Source organism: Janthinobacterium sp. TPC_1, assembly GCF_056037845.1.
This window is the reverse complement of sequence record NZ_CP195157.1, coordinates 5,456,708-5,474,435: the sequence shown is the minus strand read 5'-3', so window position 1 is coordinate 5,474,435 and position 17,728 is coordinate 5,456,708. Positions and strand designations below refer to the sequence as shown.

Sequence of the window (17,728 nt, the reverse complement as noted above, 5' to 3'; positions counted from 1 at the left end):
TCCGTGTTTTTGTATGAGCTGTGCCGCCGTGATTTTACCCGGCCAGGCACGGCGGATGGTGTAGCATTCGTGCCGGCGCGGACCATCGCGCCGCAATATTGAGGACAACCATGAATATCACTATCAATCAGGTGCTGCAGTCGTACATCGATCCGCTCACCGCCAGCGAGTACGCGGCGCTCGAGCGCAGCCTGCTGGCCGAAGGCTGCCGCGACGCGCTGGTGCTGTGGAACGACGTGCTGATCGACGGGCATAACCGCTACGCCATCTGCCGCCAGCACGGCATCGAATTCAAGACCATCCAGAACACCAGTTTTAGTTCGCTCGACGACGTCATGCTGTGGATGATCGACAATCACCTGGCGCGCCGCAGCGTGTCGGACTTCCAGCGCGGCGTGCTGGCCTTGCGCAAGAAGGAAATCGTCGCCGCGCGCAGCCCGGCGCCCGTCAGCGCCCAGGATGCGCCCGATGGCGAAAACGCGCCGAAACCGCCAATGAGCACGCGCGAGGAAGTGGCCAAGGCGGCCAGATTGAGCAGCAACCAGATCAGCCAGATCGAGAAGATCCAGAAAGCGGCCTCGCCGGAACTGGTGGAAGCCGTCCGTTCAGGCACGATCTCCATCAATGCGGCGGCCACCGTGGCGTCGCTGCCGCCGGAAGAACAGGTGGCGGCCGTCGCCGGCGGCAAGAAACTGCTGCGCCAGGCGGCCAAGGAAATCCGCGAACAGCGCGCCGCCACGCGCACGCCGCGCGAGCCGAAAGCGCCTCACGTTTCGCAGGACACGCCGGAAACGGGCAACGAGCCATGGGCGGAAAACGCGGCCCAGGCGCCGTCCGAAGCGGAGCGCCTGCGCGGCGAGATCGCCAGTTTGAAACAGAAGGTGGCGCAGCTGCAGGCAGAAAATGTGGAACTTAACCAGCGGATTGCAACCCTCATCGACGCATCCTGACGATTGGAGTAGTGCATGCCAGTTCGCCGTGCCCTGTTCGCCGCCATCGCCTGCGGCATCGTTGCCAGTGCTCCCGCGCTGGCGGCGCCCGCCGTTTCTGCCACGGACGTGGCCCGTTGGCAGGCGCAGGCCGCCAACGTCAGCATCGCGCGCGACACCTGGGGCATTCCCCACGTGACGGGCAAGACGGATGCCGATGCCGTCTTCGGCCTGATGTATGCGCAGGCCGAGGACGATTTTCCCCGCGTGGAATTGAACTATATCAATGCCATGGGGCGGCTGGCGGAAGTGGAGGGCGAGCGGGAACTGTACCGCGACCTGCGCATGAAGCTCTTCATCGATCCGCTTGAGCTGCAGGCGCAGTACCGCGCCAGCCCGCCGTGGCTGCGCAAGTTGATGGATGCGTTTGCCGACGGCCTGAATTTTTACCTGGCCACGCATCCGCAGGTGAAACCCAGGCTGATCGCGCGTTTCGAACCGTGGATGGCCCTCAGTTTCAGCGAGGGCAGCATCGGCGGCGATATCGAATCCGTCAACCTGGCGCAGCTCGAAGCGTTTTATGGCCAGCAAACCGCGCCTGTGGCGCTGGCCAGCGTGGAAACCGGGTTGGCGTCAGGTCTGGAGCCGGAGCCCAGCGGCTCGAACGGCTTCGCCATCGCGCCCGCCATCACGAAAAATGGCCATGCGCTGCTGATGATCAACCCGCACACCTCGTTCTACTTCCCGTCCCGAAGTGCAGGTCACCAGCGGCGAAGGCCTGAACGCCTACGGCGCCGTCACCTGGGGCCAGTTCTTCGTCTACCAGGGCTTCAATGAACGCCTGGGCTGGATGCATACCTCGGGCGGCGGCGACGTGATCGACGAATACCTGGAAAGCATCGTCGACCGGGACGGTGCCTGGTTCTACCGCTATGACGGCGGGCTGCGCCCCTTGAAAGCCATGCCGCTTACCGTGCCGTACAAGCTGGCGAACGGCGCCATGGGTTCGAAAACCATCACCGTCTATTACAGCCACCACGGCCCCATCGTGCGCGCGCAGGATGGTAAATGGGTGGCAGTACGGCTGATGAATGAACCCTTGAAGGCGCTCATGCAGTCGTACACGCGCACCAAGGCGCGCGATTATGCGGCGTTTTACAAGACCATGGAATTGCGCACGAATTCGTCGAACAACACCGTGTATGCGGACGCGGACGGCAATATCGCCTATTTTCACGGCAATTTCATCCCCGTGCGCGACCCGCGCTTCAACTGGAAGCAGCCCGTCGACGGCAGCGACCCGGCCACGGAATGGAAAGGGCTGCACACGGTGGCGCAAACCATCACCCTGTTCAATCCGAAGAATGGCTGGATCAAGAACACGAACAACTGGCCGTATTCGGCGGCCGGGGTCCACAGCCCGCGCCAGCAGGACTATCCCGCCTACATGTCGGTCTACGGCGAAAACGCGCGCGGCCTGCATGCCGTCAAGGTTTTTCAGAATAAAACAGGGTTCACGCTCGACAGCCTGATCGCCGCCTCCTACGACAGCGAACTGACGGCGTTCGAAGCGCTGCTGCCGCCGCTGTTCGCCGCCTACGATGCGCTGCCGGCGGGCGGCGCGCAAAGGCTGGCGCTGGCCGACAAGATCGCCTTGCTGCGGGCCTGGGACTGGCGCTATTCGCTGACGTCCACCGCCACCTCCCTGGCCGTGTTCTGGGGCCAGGAACTGGCCGAACTGGCGGGCAAGCAGGCGAGGGAGCAGGGCGTGCCCGTGGTCGACTTCATGGCGACGGACAAGGTGCATGGCGAACAGCGCCTGGCGGCGCTGGCGACGGCGGCCGATAAACTGCAGCGCGATTTCGGCAACTGGCAAACGCCGTGGGGCGAGATCAACCGCTTCCAGCGCCTGACGGGCGACATCGTGCAGCCGTTTGACGATGCGCAGCCCAGCTTGCCCGTGCCTTACGCGTCGGGCAACTGGGGCGCGCTGGCCGCGTATGGCCAGAGCAGCAAGAGCCGCACGAAGCGCATCTACGGCGAACGTGGCAACAGCTTCGTGGCGGCCGTGGAATTCGGCCCCCGCATCAGGGCGAAAAGCATCCTCGCGGGCGGCCAGAGCGGCGATCCGAAGTCACCGCATTTCCAGGACCAGGCGGCCATGTATGCGCGGGGCGAGTTCAAGGAGGTGCTGTTTTATCCGGAACAGGTAGAACGGCACCTGGAGCGCCGCTACCACCCGGGAAAATAGCCGCCGGGCCGATCAAATCGCGTCGAGCGCCGTGCGCAAGTCATGGCGCAAATCCTCGATATCCTCGATCCCCACCGACAGCCGGATCAAGCCATCGCCGATCCCCAGTGTTGCCCGCTGTTCGGCAGGGATGCTGGCATGCGTCATCAGGGCAGGGTGTTCGATCAGGCTTTCCACGCCGCCCAGGCTTTCTGCCAGGGCGAATACTTCGCAGCGCTCCAGGAAGCGGCGCGCACCCGCCAGGTCCGTGTCGAGGTCGATGGAAATGATGCCGCCGAAACCATCCATCTGGCGCTGCGCCAGCGCGTGCTGCGGGTGCGACGCCAGGCCCGGATAAAACACCTGTTTGACTTCCTTTTGCTGTTCCAGCCACTGCGCCAGCGCCAGGGCGCTTGCGCAATGGCGCTGCATGCGGATGGCCAGGGTTTTCACGCCGCGCAAGGCCAGAAAGCTGTCGAATGGCCCTGCGATCGCCCCCACGGAGTTTTGCAAAAAGCCCAGCTGCTCGCGCCATTCGGCCTGGCGTTCTTCCGCGCCCACGATGGCGATGCCGCCGATGATGTCCGAGTGGCCGTTCAAATACTTGGTGGTCGAGTGCACGACGATGTCGAAACCATGTTCCAGAGGGCGCTGCACCAGCGGGCTGGCGAAGGTGTTGTCGGCCACGGCGATGATGCCCCGTTCGCGGCAGATGTCGGCAATCGCGCGCAAATCGGCCAGTTTCAGCATCGGGTTGGTCGGCGTTTCGACCCATACCATTTTCGTCTCGGGGCGCAGCGCGGCCAGCAGGTTTTCCGGATTCGTCAGGTCGACATACGTGAATTCGTGGCCGGCCGAGCGGCGGCGCACTCTTTCAAACAGTCGATACGTGCCGCCGTACATGTCGTCGCCGGCAACGATGTGGCTGCCCGCATCCAGCAATTCCAGCACGGACGAGATGGCGGCCAGGCCCGAGGCAAACGCGAAGGCCGCGCTGCCGCCTTCCAGGTCGGCCACGCAGCGTTCGAGCGCCCAGCGCGTGGGATTGTGCGAGCGGCCGTAATCGAGGCCCTTGTGCACGCCGGGACTCTCTTGCACGAAGGTGGAGGTGGCGTAAATGGGCGGCATGATGGCGCCCGTCGACGGGTCGGGCGACTGGCCGGCGTGGATGACACGCGTGGCCAGATGGCTCTTGCGGGTGGTTTCCTGGTTCAAGATAGTGTCCTGCGTAAGTGGTTGAGAAGGTCGAAGCGGGTGATCAGGCCGTAAAACGCACTTTCGTCGGCGACGACGGCCGTCAAGCCCCGGTCCAGGGTGGCGCGCAGGGCGGGAAAGCCGCTCGACGGCGCCAGCGTTTCGATCTGCGTCGTCATGGTGGCGCCCACCAGACCCGCGAAATGCGCGGCGTCGCTCGACACATGCAGCAGCAAGTCCGATTCGTCGATAATGCCGACCAGCTGGCCGCCGTCGATGACGGGCAGCTGTGCCAGGTCGCTGGCACGCATGCGGTTGAAGGCCGTGAGCAGGGTGTCGCCGGGCGCCACGCTGACCACGTCGCCCTCGTCGTAGCGGCGCCCGATCAGGTCGCGCAAGTCGCCCGAGAGCGCGCGCTGCAACAGACCCTGGTCGCGCATCCAGCCATCGTTGTAGACTTTAGATAAATAGCGCGTCCCCGTGTCGCAGACGAACGTGACGACGCGCTTCGGGCTAGTCTGTTCGCGGCAGTATTTGAGGGCGGCGGCCAGCAGGGTGCCCGTGGACGAGCCGCCCAGGATGCCTTCGGCGCGCAAGAGGGCGCGCGCCGAATCGAAACTTTCCTGGTCCGTGATGGTGTAGGCTTTGGTGACGCTGTCCATGTCGGCAATCGACGGGATAAAGTCTTCGCCGATGCCTTCGACGGCCCACGAGCCGCTCGTGTCGCTGACTTTGCCCGTGTCGATGTATTCCGTGAGGATGGAGCCTTGCGGGTCGGCCAGCACGAATTCCAGCTTCGGCTGCGCCTTGCGGAAGTAGCGCGTCAGGCCCGTCAGGGTGCCGGACGAACCGACGCCGACGACGATGGCGTCGACGTCATGCCCGCTTTGCTCCCAGATTTCGGGCGCCGTCGTCGTTTCGTGGGCCAGCGGGTTGGCGGGATTGTTGAACTGGTCGGCAAAGAAGGCGCCCGGCAGTTCGCGCGCCAGGCGCGCCGCGTAATCCTGGTAGTACTCGGGATGGCCCTTGCCCACGTCCGAGCGCGTGGTGTGGACTTCGGCGCCCAGCGCCTTCAGATGCAGCACTTTTTCCGTCGACATCTTGTCGGGCACGACGAGAATCACGCGGTAGCCCTTGATGCGGCCCACCAGGGCCAGGCCGATGCCGGTATTGCCGGCCGTGGCCTCGACGATGGTGCCGCCCGGCTGCAGGCTGCCGTCGGCTTCTGCCGCCTCGATGATGGACAGGCCGATGCGGTCCTTGATGGAACCGCCGGGATTTTGCGATTCCAGTTTCAGGAACAGCTGGCACAGGCCCGTGTCGAGCCTGGTGACTTCGACCAGCGGGGTGTTGCCGATCAGCTTGTATAGCGCTGGCGGCTGGGAGGGGGATGGCATTCGATCATTCATGGTGGCTCCTGTCAGAGAAACAGCCGCTCAGGATCGTGTCCCGAGCCGCCTTCCGTGCCGCGCAGTGTAGGCGGGGGGACGAGTGCGGCGAACGAATGTTTTAATGCTTGCATATACGGCATTTGCATATGGGGAGAGGCTTGCATCGTCCCAGTATGCGCCGTTTTTTTGCGTCATGCCGCGCTGTCGGCGCATGTATTAAGCTGCCGCAATGCCGGCAAGGCGATTTATAATCACGCCTCGAAAATAGTATTGAAAATCAACCAGACAGGGCAGGCGGCAGTGGCAAAACTTTATTTCCGGTATTCCGCGATGAACGCGGGCAAGTCGACGGCCTTGTTGCAGGTCGCGCACAACTACGAAGAGCAGGGCCAGCAGGTGCGCCTGTACACGGCCGCCATCGACAGCCGCTACGGCGTGGGCCGGGTCACTTCGCGCCTGGGTCCGCAGCGCCAGGTCGATATCTTCCATGCCGACACGAATTTCCTCACCGATATTCCTCAGGTGGCGTGCCTGCTGGTTGATGAAGCGCAATTCCTCAGCACGGCACAAGTGCAACAATTGCACCAGCTGGCGCAAGTGAAGGGCGTGCCCGTCATCTGCTACGGCTTGCGCACGGATTTCAAGGGCGAACCGTTCCCCGGCTCGGCCTATCTGCTGGCGCTGGCCGACGATATCGAAGAGTTGAAGAATATTTGTACGTGCGGCAAGAAGGCCACGATGAACATCCGCGTGGACGAACAGGGCCGCCGCATCAAGGAAGGCGAGCAGATCAGCATAGGCGGCAACGAGAGTTACCGCCAGGCTTGCGGGCGCTGTTTCTACTCGTAAGCTTATTCGTTATTCGTTATTCGGCGGCGGGCATTCCCACGTCCGCATCATCCGCCAGCGCCAGATCGCCCCGCTCGAAGGCGGCGAGGATTTCGAGGATTTCATTGGCGCGCGCCACGTCGTGTTCGCGCACCATGACGCGGGCGCCGCCGATGGCGGCTGCCAGCAGCATGTCGGCCTGCATGTGCTGGTCGTCCGTCAGCAGCACGTCGATGCCGGCCGCTGCCAGGCAGCCGCGGATGACGTGCGCATCCGTGGGGATCAACAGCCGGGCAATTAAAACATAGTCGTCGTGCATCGTGTCTCCTGGCAAGGTGGATTCATCCCCATCTTAGCACCAGGCTGTTGTTTGTCGTTTGAATTACAGCTTGAACACGCCCACCACCTGGTTCAGCTCCTGCGCCTGCTCCTGCAAGGCGTCGGCGGCCGCGGCCGCTTCTTCCACCAGGGCCGCGTTCTGCTGGGTTACCTGGTCCATCTGGGCGATGGCCTGGTTGACTTGCTCGATGCCGCTGCGCTGCTCGTCGCTCGCCTGCGCGATTTCCGCCATGATGGTGCTCACTTGCTGCACGCTGGCCACCACCGTGTCCATGGTGGCGCTGGCCTGGCTCACTTGCGCGTGGCCCAGGTCCACCGTGCCGGCCGATGCCTGGATCAGATCCTTGATGTCTTTCGCGGCGGCCGTCGAGCGCTGCGCCAGGGTGCGCACCTCGGTGGCGACGACGGCGAAGCCGCGTCCCTGTTCGCCGGCCCGGGCCGCTTCCACGGCCGCGTTCAAGGCCAGGATGTTGGTCTGGAAGGCGATGCCGTCGATGACGCCGATGATGTCGGCGATCTTGCCCGACGAGCTGCGGATGGCGTCCATGGTGCTGGCCACCTGCGCCACGGCCGCGCCGCCTTCGGCTGCCAGGCTGGCCGAGTCGTGCGCCAGCCGGCTTGCCTGCTGCGCGTGATCGACGTTCTGGCGCACGGTGGAACTGAGTTCCTCCATCGAGGCGGCCGTTTCTTCCAGTGAACTGGCTTGCTGTTCCGTCCGGCTCGACAAATCCAGGTTGCCGCTGGCGATTTCACCGGACGCCGTGGCGATTTGCCGGCGCTGCCGCGCACCTTGCCGACCACTTGCGACAGGTTGTCGCTGATGCGGTTCATGGCGCGCAGCAGGCGGCCGATTTCGTCCAGGCTGCTGGTATCGAGGTGCACCGTCAGGTCGCCGGCGGCAATTTGCGCAGCGGCCGTTTCGGCGGCGGCCAGCGGGCGCGAGACGAGGGTGCGCACCAGCCAGTACAGCAGCAGGGCGAAGACGAGCAGGGCGATGAAGCCGGAAATGGCCAACTGGTTGCGCAGCTGGCGCGCCTCCAGGGTGATTTCGTCCGTGAACGTGCCGCCTGCGATGATCCATTGCCAATCCTTGAATTGACGGTAGTACAGCTGCTTTTCGCGCGCGCTGGCAGCCGTTTCGCCGGGTGCCGTCCACGTGTAGCGCATGGCGCCGTCTTTCTGCGCCAGCATTTCCTGGATGAACAGGCGGCCGTCGCTGGCCTTGAACTCGAGCGCGCTCTTGCCTTCGCTGTTCGGGTGCAGCACCATGTGGCCGTAATTGGCGCCGGGCGCCGTATCGAGGATATAGATGTAGCCCGTCTGGCCGATCTTGACCTGGCGAATCTTGTCTTTCAACATGGCCAGATTCTTGCTGATATCGAGGCCGATGAACAGCACGCCTACCACCTTGCCAGCCGCATCGCGCACGGGGTCGTACTGCGTGATGTATTGCTTGCCAAACAAGGTTGCCATGCCGACGAAACGCTGGCCCGCGCGCAGGGGAGCATAGCTGGGGTGGTTGTGGTCGAGCTGGGTGCCGATGGCCCGTTCGCCATCCTGCTTTTTCAGCGACGTGCTGATGCGCACGAATTCATCGCCGTTGGCGGCAAAGATGGTGGCGATCACGCCCGTCTGCGCCGTGTAGCGGTCGACCACGGCCGTGTCGAGGTTGAGCACCTTGCCGCCATTGGCCAGGGCCGGCGTGGCCTTGCCGGCCACGGCTACCATGGCGCCCGTGTCGACCGTGAACGGGCCGGGGAATTCGGCCGCGAACAGGCGCGCGAAGCTGGCCGCCTCGTTGACCATGGCGGTATGAAACACTTCCGTGGTCGTCATGACGCTATTGAGTTCGCTGGTGACGGCCGCTTCGGCCCGCTGTTCCAGCACGCGCGAGGTGTTGATACTCATCAAGGCAGTCAGGCTGGCCAGGATCAGGCTGACCAGGGCAAACGTGAAGACGGTAATCTTGCCGCCGACACTCCAGTGGCGGGGGGAGAACGAAATTGTAGGCATAGTGTGAGTCTGGCAAAGGGTAATCAGCTCGGCCATTCCTGGTCATGACATGACACGCGGGGAGGGGATCTGGTGGGGAATGCTGTTGAAACGGAGGCGCGCCGGCTTTGGAACCGCGCGCAGGCAAGCTGGATTTCAGGGCGCGATGATAGCATGTTGCTTGCCATTTGTTACTAAGTGTTTCCCGCAGGAATCATTTTTTTCGCATAAAAACATCATCCAGATCAAGACTTGCCGCTTTAGCCTATTGACTTTTTGTGTTCCATTCGGCTTTTTGTTATTTGTTGCTGGCGAACGATGCGATTTTTGTCACGAATGTTTCAGTTTGTAATGAATGAGACGCAGCCTTTAATCCGCGTTTAAGCTTCCAGGAAGAAACTGATCTTCCATGGGAGCCTGCCAGGCCGTATCCTGTAGAATAATATGCAGACCAGTCGTGTATTCCCCTTACTGTCTTGCTGGCTGGCGCATGAATAGCTGCGCCGCCTGGAATTGATTCAACTAATTTTCGGAGAAGCCGATGAAGAAGCAAATGATGCTGGTCACCCTGGTGCTTGCCCTGTCAGCCCACGCTGGCGCAGCCCAGACGGACAAGAGCGCCGCTCCTCCGCTCACCATGAAGCCGCTGGCCCAGCAAACGCAGGCCGCCTTGTGGGCATCGCGCGTCCTGACGCGCGTCCATTACAAGGCCATGCCCCTCGACGACGCCATGTCCGAGAAAATCTTTGACCGCTATTTCAAATCCCTGGACGCGGAGAAACTGTTCTTCGTGCAAGCCGACATCGACCGCTTCGCCCCCTTGCGCACCAAGCTGGACGACGCCATCGTCAACGAAGACCTGACGGCGCCGTTCGCCATCTACAACCTGTACCAGCAACGCTTCGACGAGCGCATGGCATATGCGCGTGAATTGCTCAAAACCAAGTTCGACTTTACCGCCGACGAGAGCTACCAGCTCGACCGCGAAAAGGCCGCCTGGCCGAAGAATGACGAGGAAGTGCGCGACCTGTGGCGCAAGCGCGTCAAGAACGACTGGCTGCGCCTGAAACTGGCGGGCAAGGAAGACAAGGCCATCCGCGAGACGCTGGACAAGCGCTATGAAAGCTACACGACCCGTTCGCGCAAGCTCAACAGCGAAGACGTGTTCCAGATCTTCATGAACGCCTACGCCATGTCGATCGAACCGCACACCAATTACCTGGGCCCGCGCGCTTCGGACAACTTCGACATCGCCATGCGGCTGTCGCTCGAAGGCATCGGCGCCGTGCTGCAGACGCGCGACGAATACACGGTGGTGCGCGAAGTCGTGCCGGGCAGCCCGGCCGGCTTGTCGGGCAAGCTGAAAGTGGGCGACCGCATCGTCGGCGTGGGGCAGGGCGAAAGCGGCCCCATCACCGAAGTGCTGGGCATGCGCATCGACGACGTGGTGCAGCTGATCCGTGGCGCCAAGGATTCCGTCGTGCGCCTCGACATCCTGCCTGCCGACGCCGGCCCGGACGCCAAGCACGTGGTCTTGCCGCTGGTGCGCAAGAAAATCAGCATGGAAGAGCAGGCGGCGAAGAAATCAGTCATCGAAGTGCGCGACAACGGCGTCAAGCGCCGTATCGGCGTCATTTCCCTGCCGACTTTCTACCAGGACTTCGAAGCGCGCCGCCGCGGCGACAAGGATTTTAAAAGCGCGACGCGCGACGTCAGCCGTTTGCTGGCCGAGCTGAAGAAGGACAAGGTCGACAACGTCCTGATCGACTTGCGCAACAACGGCGGCGGTTCGCTGAACGAAGCCGTCGAACTGACGGGCCTGTTCATCGACAAGGGCCCGGTCGTGATGCAGCGCAATGCCGAAGGCAAGGTCGACGTGGAAAGCGATACCAATGCCGGCCTGGCCTGGGATGGCCCGATGGGCGTGCTGATCAACCGCGGCTCCGCTTCCGCTTCCGAAATTTTCGCCGCCGCCGTGCAAGATTATGGCCGTGGCGTCATCATCGGCGAAGGCAGCTTCGGCAAGGGCACCGTGCAGACGCTGTTTAACCTCGACCGTTTCGGCGGCAGCGAGAAAGCCCGTTTCGGCGAGCTGAAAATGACCATCGCCCAGTTCTTCCGCATCAACGGCGGCACCACGCAGTTGCGCGGCGTCACCCCCGACATCAAGCTGCCGGCCATGTCGGACACGGAAAACTTCGGTGAATCGAGCTATGACAATGCCTTGCCATGGGTGGCCATCAAGCCGGCGCCGTACATACCGACGGGCGACCTGAAGGATATCGTGCCGTTGCTGGACAAGAAGCATGAAGCGCGCGTGGCCAAGGACAAGGATTTCCAGTACTTGCTCGATGACATCGCTCTCGTCGTCAAGCAGCGCAAGGAAAACCAGATTTCGCTCAATGAAACCGTGCGCCGCAAGGAGCGCGATGCCCAGGAAGCGCGCGCCAAGGCCCGTGAAAAACGCCTGATCGCGCAAATTTCGAATCCGGCCGACGACCTGGTGGTGATTCCCGATCCGAAAGACGTGCTGAAGGGCGCGAAAGCGGCCAGCAAGACGGCCAAGCAGATCGCCGCCGTGAAGGGCGCCTTGCGCACCGACGATGGCTTGCAGGGCGACGAGCGCGCGCTGAGCGCCGAGCTGGACGCCGAAACGGCCGCCAAGAGCGCCAAGGACGTGCTGCTGAACGAAGCGGCGCGCATCCTGGCCGACGAAGTGGCGCTGATCAAGGCCGATACCCGTCTGGCATCGAAGGTCTTGCCATATGCCGCCGATGTGAAGGCGACGCCGGTGGCGGCAGCGAAGTAAGGTTTTTTACGCAGTAAAAACCGGTTCCTTGCGGAGCCGGTTTTTTTTGCCCTGATCAGTTATCTGTTTTGCGTATTTCTATCATTCCAACAATCAATTGGATTGATATGCCGCGATGCAGCATAATGCACTTGTCTCCTCTATTCTCCTCCAAGAAAATAGATTCAGCCCGCTCTCGCAGCGGGCTTTTTTTTGCCTCAGATTCTGTGCGTGGACGCCTGCACATCCGTATTTTCCGCCAGCAGTGCCGTGATCCAGCCGGCAAACGCCTGCAGCTTGGGCGTGGCCAGGCGGCCTTGCGGCGTCAGCAGCGACATGGGCATCGGCGTGGGCGGGTGGTCGGCCAGCACGGCGACCAGCGCGCCGCTGTCGAGGTGCTGGCGCACCTGGTACACGGCTGCCTGCGCCAGTCCCAGCCCCTGCAGCGCGCAAGCGACGCTGGCGTCCGCGTCGTTGACGGCGATGGGGCCGGCCATCTGCACGCGCACCACCTCTTTACCTTGCAGGAAATCCCAGTCGAAGGCGCGGCCCGTGCGGCCCGAGTAATGCATGATGCCCTGGTGCGCGGCCAGGTCGGCCAGGGTGTGCGGCGTGCCGTGCCGCGCCAGGTAGGCGGGCGCGGCGCACGTGACGAAGCGCATCAGGCCGATCTGCTTGCCGATGAAGGCGGAATCTTGCAAGGTGCCCACGCGCAAGGCGCAATCGATGCCTTCCTGCGTCAGGTCGACCAGGCGGTCCGTCAGGCTCAGCTGCAATTGCACGTCCGGCCAGGCGGCGTGGAATTGCGCGATATGGGGGATGATCAGGCGCCGTCCCACCGTATTGGGTAGATTGATGCGCAGCAAGCCGCGCGGCTTTGTCGCGTCGGGGCCGCGAAACGCCAGTTCCGCCGTATCGACGGCTTTCAAAATATCAATGCAATGGCGAAAGTAATCTGCCCCTTCCGGCGTCAGCGACAAGCGGCGCGTGGTTCGTTGCAGCAATTGCGTGCCCAGGTAGGCTTCCAGCTTTTGCAGGGTGGCCGTCAGCGCGGCACGGGGCAAATTCAAGGTTTCGGCCGCCTTCGAAAAACTGTTGGCTTCGACGATGCGCACGAAGGTCTGCATGGCCTTGATCTTGTCCATAGGATAGCTTCCATTCTCATTGTTCATTTTATGTGAAAAGTATAAGTGGATTATGCCCTGATTATCTTTGCCATAGTTTTGCCTAGAATGGCGACATCCCTATCGAACCGAGGAAACAACATGAACAAGGCCTCATCTTCCGCTCCCCACGATATTTCACCCGCCATGGTGCTGCTGCTGGCCATCGCTTCCGGCCTGATCGTCGCCAATCTGTACTACGCGCAAACCCTCGTCGGGCCCATCAGCGCCTCGACGGGCTTGTCGGCCAAGGCGGCCGGGCTGATCGTTACCCTGACGCAAGTCGGCTATACCCTGGGCCTGCTGTTTGTCGTGCCACTGGGCGATTTGCTGGAAAACCGCCGCCTGATCGTCACGGCCTTGCTGGTGACGGCCACGGCTCTGGTGGCGGCGGCCCTCTCCACGGGCGCCATCGTCTTTCTCGCTGCCGCGCTGGCCATTGGCCTCGGTTCCGTGGCGGCGCAAGTGATCGTGCCGTTTGCCGCCCACCTGTCGCAGGAAGCGACGCGGGGGCAAACGGTGGGCAAGGTGGTCAGCGGCTTGCTGCTGGGCATCATGCTGGCCCGCCCCGTGGCCTCGCTGGTGGCCGCGCACGCCAGCTGGCACGTGGTGTTTGGCGGCGCCGCTGTGCTGATGGTGCTGCTGGCGCTGGTGCTGCGCCGCGCCTTGCCCATGCGTCAGCCCGTGTCCAGCATGAAATATCCTGCCCTGATGGCGTCATTGTGGCACTTGCTGCTGGGCACGCCCGTGCTGCGCCGCCGCGCCGCCTATCACGCGGGCCTGTTTGGCGCTTTCAGCCTGTTCTGGACCGTCACGCCGCTGGTGCTGGCCAGCCCCGCGTTCGGCCTGTCGCAAACGGGCATTGCCATCTTTGCCCTGGTGGGCATGGCGGGCGCCGTCGCTTCGCCTATCGCCGGCCGTCTGGCCGATGCGGGCCACACCTTGCCGGCCACGGCCGCCGCGCTGGCGCTGGGCATCGCCGCGTTTGCCTTGCCGATGCTGGCGCCGGAATCGAAACACGTGGCGCTGGGCTTGCTGGTGGTCGCGTCCATCGTGCTCGACATGGGCGTGGCGGCGAATCTTGTGCTGGGCCAGCGCGCCATCTTCAGCCTGGGCGCGGAAGTGCGAGGCCGCCTGAACGGCCTGTATTTCGCGCTGTTCTTTGCCGGCGGCGCGGCCGGCTCGGCCGTCGGCGCCTGGGTATATGCCAGCTATGGCTGGCAAGCAACATTGTTGACCGGCATGGCGTTTCCGGGCCTGGCCCTGCTGGTGTGGCTGGGCGAATTTTTACCGCTGGCCACGCGCCGCACGGCTTGAAACCCTGATGGGGCCTCATTATCACTGATGGATATTTCTATCATCATGAAGATAAAGTGGCGTGATATGCCGCGATGCCGCAAGATGCACTTGTCTCCTCTATCTCCTCCAAGGAAATAGATTCAGCCCGCTTCCATAGCGGGCTTTTTTTTTGTCTTTGCAGATTAAATCACCACCAGATCGAGCGCGCGCATGAAGTTGGCCGCCTGCGCATGCGTGATGACGGCGCCTTTCAGCAAGGATGCTTCGCTCAGCTTGAAACCATCGATATCGGCGCCGCGCAAGTCCGCGCCCTGGAACTTCGCCAGCTTGATGGTGGCGTTGCGCAGGCTGCCCCCCTCGAAGACGGCCTCGCGGAAGTCGCAGCCGGCCAGGTAGGCGTCGGAAAAGTCCAGCTGTTTCAGTATTGCCTTGCGGAACGAGAAGCCGCGCAGGTCGGCGCCTACCAGCAGGCTGTCTTCGAACGTCAAGCCCAGGTGGGCCGCTTCCTCGAACGAGGCGCCTGTCAGCTTGCAGCCACGGTAGGTGGCCGATGCCAGCTTGGCGCGCCGCCATTTCGTGTTGTTCAGGTCGCAGCCTTCGAAGCTGGCGTCGACGGCGTCGACGGATTCGAAATCGGCGCTGCCGGCGCGGCAGCGGCGCCAGGTGCTGCGCGCCAGTTTGCTGGCGAACAAGTTGGTGTCGGCAAAGGTGCAGCGTTCAAAGGTGCAGCCCTGCAAGTCGAGGCGCGACAGGTCTTCGCCGTCGAAGGCGCAATCGATGAAGTGGCGCACAGGCAGGGCCAGTTGCTGCTCGATGCCGGCGCGGTCCAGGGTCATGCCAGTTACTGCGGTGTCGTGTGTTGCCATCCGTTTATTATTCCTAATCAAAGCAGGGGAGGGATGGCGCGGCGGGAAAATGCACGAACCAGAACACCTCCCCGGCTGGTGTAACAGCCAAGGGTCAGCGCCGTGGGTCCGCGTGGGCGGGAGCATGCCGGACGGTGCCGGGCACTTACCGGGTTACCAACCGGTGCGCTCATTTTCGATCAGCGCGTATTGTAGCTTGTCCGAATCGGCCTTGCCAGTTCTTGCGAAGCCGGGTTAGTATCGTTGCAGGCGCAGCCACTGCGCCAACGTCGCTCGGACGGATCCGGGCGCTTACGTATAGAGATAACCATGACCGACAGCCAAGCTCCGCGCAGCTTTTCGCGCATCAATCGTCTTCCCCCCTACGTTTTCAACATCACCGCCGAACTCAAGATGGCCGCGCGCCGCCGTGGCGAGGACATCATCGACATGTCGATGGGCAATCCCGATGGCGCCACGCCGGCCCACATCGTGGACAAGCTGGTCGAGACGGTGAAACGCCCCGACACGCATGGTTATTCCGCCTCCAAGGGTATTCCCCGCCTGCGCCGCGCGATTGCACATTGGTACAAGAAGCGCTACGAGGTCGACATCGACCCGGACAGTGAAGCGATCGTCACCATCGGCTCGAAAGAGGGCCTGGCCCACCTGATGCTGGCAACGCTCGACCGTGGCGACACGGTGCTGGTACCCAATCCCAGCTACCCGATCCACATCTGGGGCGCCGTGATCGCGGGCGCCGACATCCGTTCCGTGCGCATGGGGCCGGGCGTGGATTTCTTTGCCGAACTGGAGCGGGCCATCCGCGAAAGCTACCCGAAACCGAAGATGATGGTGCTGGGTTTCCCGTCCAACCCCACGGCGCAATGCGTGGAACTGGAATTCTTCGAGCGTGTCGTCGCGCTGGCGAAGCAGCACAATATTTTAGTCGTCCATGACCTGGCCTACGCCGACATCACCTTCGACGGCTGGAAGGCGCCGTCCATCATGCAAGTACCCGGCGCGCGCGACGTGGCCGTGGAATTTTTCACCATGTCGAAAAGCTACAACATGGCGGGCTGGCGCATCGGTTTCATGGTCGGCAACGCGGAACTGGTGGCGGCCCTGGCGCGCATCAAGAGCTACCACGACTATGGCAGTTTTACCCCGGTGCAAGTGGCGGCCATTGCCGCGCTGGAAGGCGACCAGAGCTGCGTGACGGAAATCTGCGCGCAGTACCAGCGCCGCCGCGACGTGCTGGTGAAAGGTTTGCATGAAGCGGGCTGGATGGTGGAAAAGCCGAAGGCCTCGATGTATATCTGGGCGCATATCCCCGAGGCCTATCGTCACCTGGGCTCGCTGGAATTTGCCAAGCTGTTGCTGCAAAAAGCCAAGGTGAGCGTGTCGCCCGGCATCGGCTTCGGCGAGTACGGCGATGAATACGTGCGCTTCGCCCTGATCGAAAACGAGGCGCGGGTACGGCAAGCCTTGCGTGGCATCAAGAATATGTTGCGTTCCGGCGACGGGAAAGCGGAAGCGGCAGCATAAAAGTTGCCACATGGAATTCTTCGTTGCCCTTAATATCACTGCTGCGTATTTCTGACATCACGAATATAAAGTGGTTTTATATGCTGCGACGCGGCATCATGCATCTGTCTCCTCTATCTCCTCCAAGGAAATAGATTCAGCCGCTCCCGCAGCGGGCTTTTTTTTGCCTGGAAATGCATATTTGTTGTCTGAAGAGTATTTTGTGGACCTTGAATGGCAATGCATGTTTCAATGCGCGGCTATCCTCCTATGAAAGTCCGACATGGCACATGAAAATCTCAGCAAAGGACAGCAAAAAGTTCCTGAGGCGGACACGTTTTTCATCAATAGCGATGCAACGTCAAATAATGAGTTCAGTTTTCATAATGAATGGTTAGTCAGGGGCGTTGCGGTGACCAGTGGCGGCCCCGAGTTTCTGGAAAAGATCAAGCGGCCCAAGCGCGGTGACACCCTGCTGTTATGGGTAAACAAGATCGGTATTGTTGCTGCTGGCACGGTGCTCGATGACGCGCCAGTCATTGTGTATCGCGGCGGGGGAGTGGTCAGTCCGAATGAGCCAGAAGAGTATCACCGCATGATGCGCTGGTATGCGGATCTGCGCAGTACGCCTGTTTCCTCGGCCGAAGTCGTCGTTTTTCACGGCACCAATCCCCGCCAAGCTTTCGGGGCCTTGAACAAAGGGAAGGAAGCCATCCTCGCGTTGATCGCCAGCAGGGTGGAGCAAAATGATATCCATGATTTGCTTTCGAGGGGGAAGGGGCGATCAACGGAGATAGAAATACTGTGCCAGGCCCGGCTCGGCCAAGGCAGGTATCGGGACGAATTGCTCGCATTGTGGGATAGGAAATGTGCTGTCACGGGTTGCGATCTTGAGCCGGTTCTGCGTGCTTCGCATGCGCTGTCCTGGCAAGGAGCCACTGATCAGCAGCGGCTTGATCCCCATAACGGCTTGCCGCTGATCGCGACCCTGGATGCCTTGTTCGATCGGGGCCTGATCAGCTTTGCAGATGATGGCGCCATGCTGTGCTCCCCCTCGCTACTGGGGCGGCATCGCGAACTCATCGGTTTGCCTGCTCCGTTGCGCATCGTTTTGAAGGAAGAGCAGAAATATTATCTGCGCATGCATCGGCAACGCTTTGCGTTTTGTTCGCCGCCCCAGGATTGAACAATCATCGCTACGCT

The 17,728-nt window shown here is 62.1% G+C and carries 13 protein-coding genes and 1 pseudogene; 8 read left to right on the top strand and 6 right to left on the bottom strand.

All coding sequences use genetic code 11. From position 1 onward, the window contains the following. The first annotated feature begins 110 nt into the window (after positions 1–110). The 3 genes from ACQVLG_RS26630 to ACQVLG_RS26620 are packed head-to-tail and all read left to right on the top strand — an operon-like array spanning position 111 to position 3,180. Positions 111–950, top strand: coding sequence for a hypothetical protein (locus tag ACQVLG_RS26630; protein ID WP_474291778.1), 840 nt, complete (start codon positions 111–113; stop codon positions 948–950). A 15-nt stretch (positions 951–965) separates the two neighbouring features. After that, positions 966–1,766 carry a penicillin acylase family protein gene (locus ACQVLG_RS26625; RefSeq protein WP_474291777.1) on the top strand — a complete coding sequence of 267 codons (801 nt, stop codon included), beginning with the start codon at positions 966–968 and terminating at the stop codon, positions 1,764–1,766. Then, on the top strand, positions 1,684–3,180 hold the full coding sequence (locus tag ACQVLG_RS26620) for a penicillin acylase family protein (protein ID WP_474291776.1): 1,497 nt from the start codon (positions 1,684–1,686) through the stop codon (positions 3,178–3,180). Before ACQVLG_RS26625 ends, ACQVLG_RS26620 begins: the two co-directional genes overlap by 83 nt. 12 nt (positions 3,181–3,192) lie before the next feature. Here ACQVLG_RS26620 and ACQVLG_RS26615 read toward each other — a convergent pair whose 3' ends face one another. Together ACQVLG_RS26615 and ACQVLG_RS26610 are read right to left on the bottom strand one after the other, a co-directional pair. Continuing rightward, on the bottom strand, positions 3,193–4,374 hold the full coding sequence (locus tag ACQVLG_RS26615) for a trans-sulfuration enzyme family protein (RefSeq protein ID WP_474291775.1): 1,182 nt from the start codon (positions 4,372–4,374) through the stop codon (positions 3,193–3,195). Beyond that, entirely contained in the window at positions 4,371–5,762 is a 1,392-nt protein-coding gene (locus ACQVLG_RS26610) for a pyridoxal-phosphate dependent enzyme (protein WP_474291774.1), read from the bottom strand. Before ACQVLG_RS26610 ends, ACQVLG_RS26615 begins: the two co-directional genes overlap by 4 nt. A 282-nt stretch (positions 5,763–6,044) precedes the next feature. On the opposite strand from ACQVLG_RS26610, the gene ACQVLG_RS26605 reads away from it, so the two are divergent. After that, a complete protein-coding gene (locus ACQVLG_RS26605; RefSeq protein ID WP_086144846.1) occupies positions 6,045–6,593 on the top strand; it encodes a thymidine kinase in 549 nt (182 codons plus the stop codon). A 16-nt stretch (positions 6,594–6,609) separates the two neighbouring features. Here the strand turns inward: ACQVLG_RS26605 and ACQVLG_RS26600 are convergent, their stop codons facing one another. Together ACQVLG_RS26600 and ACQVLG_RS26595 are read right to left on the bottom strand one after the other, a co-directional pair. Next, positions 6,610–6,891 (bottom strand): putative signal transducing protein, encoded by a 282-nt coding sequence (locus ACQVLG_RS26600; RefSeq protein ID WP_474291773.1) that lies wholly within the window; start codon positions 6,889–6,891, stop codon positions 6,610–6,612. A gap of 63 nt (positions 6,892–6,954) precedes the next feature. Next, positions 6,955–8,819 (bottom strand): annotated as a pseudogene (locus tag ACQVLG_RS26595) (methyl-accepting chemotaxis protein). 625 nt (positions 8,820–9,444) lie between these two features. Here ACQVLG_RS26595 and ACQVLG_RS26590 point away from each other — a divergent pair. Beyond that, positions 9,445–11,712, top strand: coding sequence for a carboxy terminal-processing peptidase (locus ACQVLG_RS26590; protein ID WP_474291772.1), 2,268 nt, complete (start codon positions 9,445–9,447; stop codon positions 11,710–11,712). 197 nt (positions 11,713–11,909) lie between these two features. On the opposite strand, the gene ACQVLG_RS26585 is transcribed toward ACQVLG_RS26590, so the two are convergent. Beyond that, on the bottom strand, positions 11,910–12,836 hold the full coding sequence (locus tag ACQVLG_RS26585) for a LysR family transcriptional regulator (protein WP_474291771.1): 927 nt from the start codon (positions 12,834–12,836) through the stop codon (positions 11,910–11,912). A gap of 120 nt (positions 12,837–12,956) precedes the next feature. On the opposite strand from ACQVLG_RS26585, the gene ACQVLG_RS26580 reads away from it, so the two are divergent. Beyond that, complete coding sequence (locus ACQVLG_RS26580; protein WP_474291769.1) at positions 12,957–14,171, top strand: MFS transporter; 1,215 nt, start codon at positions 12,957–12,959, stop codon at positions 14,169–14,171. Positions 14,172–14,335: 164 nt separating this feature from the next. Here ACQVLG_RS26580 and ACQVLG_RS26575 read toward each other — a convergent pair whose 3' ends face one another. Next, a complete protein-coding gene (locus ACQVLG_RS26575; RefSeq protein WP_474291768.1) occupies positions 14,336–14,989 on the bottom strand; it encodes a pentapeptide repeat-containing protein in 654 nt (217 codons plus the stop codon). A 339-nt stretch (positions 14,990–15,328) separates the two neighbouring features. Between ACQVLG_RS26575 and alaC the strand changes: the two genes are divergently transcribed. Then, entirely contained in the window at positions 15,329–16,546 is a 1,218-nt protein-coding gene (gene alaC / locus ACQVLG_RS26570; protein WP_230539416.1) for an alanine transaminase, read from the top strand. Between the two features lie 262 nt (positions 16,547–16,808). Then, positions 16,809–17,711: an HNH endonuclease gene (locus tag ACQVLG_RS26565; RefSeq protein ID WP_219136559.1), complete on the top strand. Its 903-nt coding sequence runs from the start codon at positions 16,809–16,811 to the stop codon at positions 17,709–17,711. The last annotated feature ends 17 nt before the right edge of the window (positions 17,712–17,728 follow it).

Bases quoted from the DNA above. Each gene is read 5' to 3' on its own strand.
- ACQVLG_RS26630 (WP_474291778.1), top strand. From the start codon at position 111: ATGAATATCACTATCAATCAGGTGCTGCAGTCGTACATCGATCCGCTC.
- ACQVLG_RS26625 (WP_474291777.1), top strand. From the start codon at position 966: ATGCCAGTTCGCCGTGCCCTGTTCGCCGCCATCGCCTGCGGCATCGTT.
- ACQVLG_RS26610 (WP_474291774.1), bottom strand. From the start codon at position 5,762: ATGAATGATCGAATGCCATCCCCCTCCCAGCCGCCAGCGCTATACAAG.
- ACQVLG_RS26600 (WP_474291773.1), bottom strand. From the start codon at position 6,891: ATGCACGACGACTATGTTTTAATTGCCCGGCTGTTGATCCCCACGGAT.
- ACQVLG_RS26590 (WP_474291772.1), top strand. From the start codon at position 9,445: ATGAAGAAGCAAATGATGCTGGTCACCCTGGTGCTTGCCCTGTCAGCC.
- ACQVLG_RS26585 (WP_474291771.1), bottom strand. From the start codon at position 12,836: ATGGACAAGATCAAGGCCATGCAGACCTTCGTGCGCATCGTCGAAGCC.
- ACQVLG_RS26580 (WP_474291769.1), top strand. From the start codon at position 12,957: ATGAACAAGGCCTCATCTTCCGCTCCCCACGATATTTCACCCGCCATG.
- ACQVLG_RS26575 (WP_474291768.1), bottom strand. From the start codon at position 14,989: ATGACCCTGGACCGCGCCGGCATCGAGCAGCAACTGGCCCTGCCTGTG.
- alaC (WP_230539416.1), top strand. From the start codon at position 15,329: ATGACCGACAGCCAAGCTCCGCGCAGCTTTTCGCGCATCAATCGTCTT.
- ACQVLG_RS26565 (WP_219136559.1), top strand. From the start codon at position 16,809: ATGGCACATGAAAATCTCAGCAAAGGACAGCAAAAAGTTCCTGAGGCG.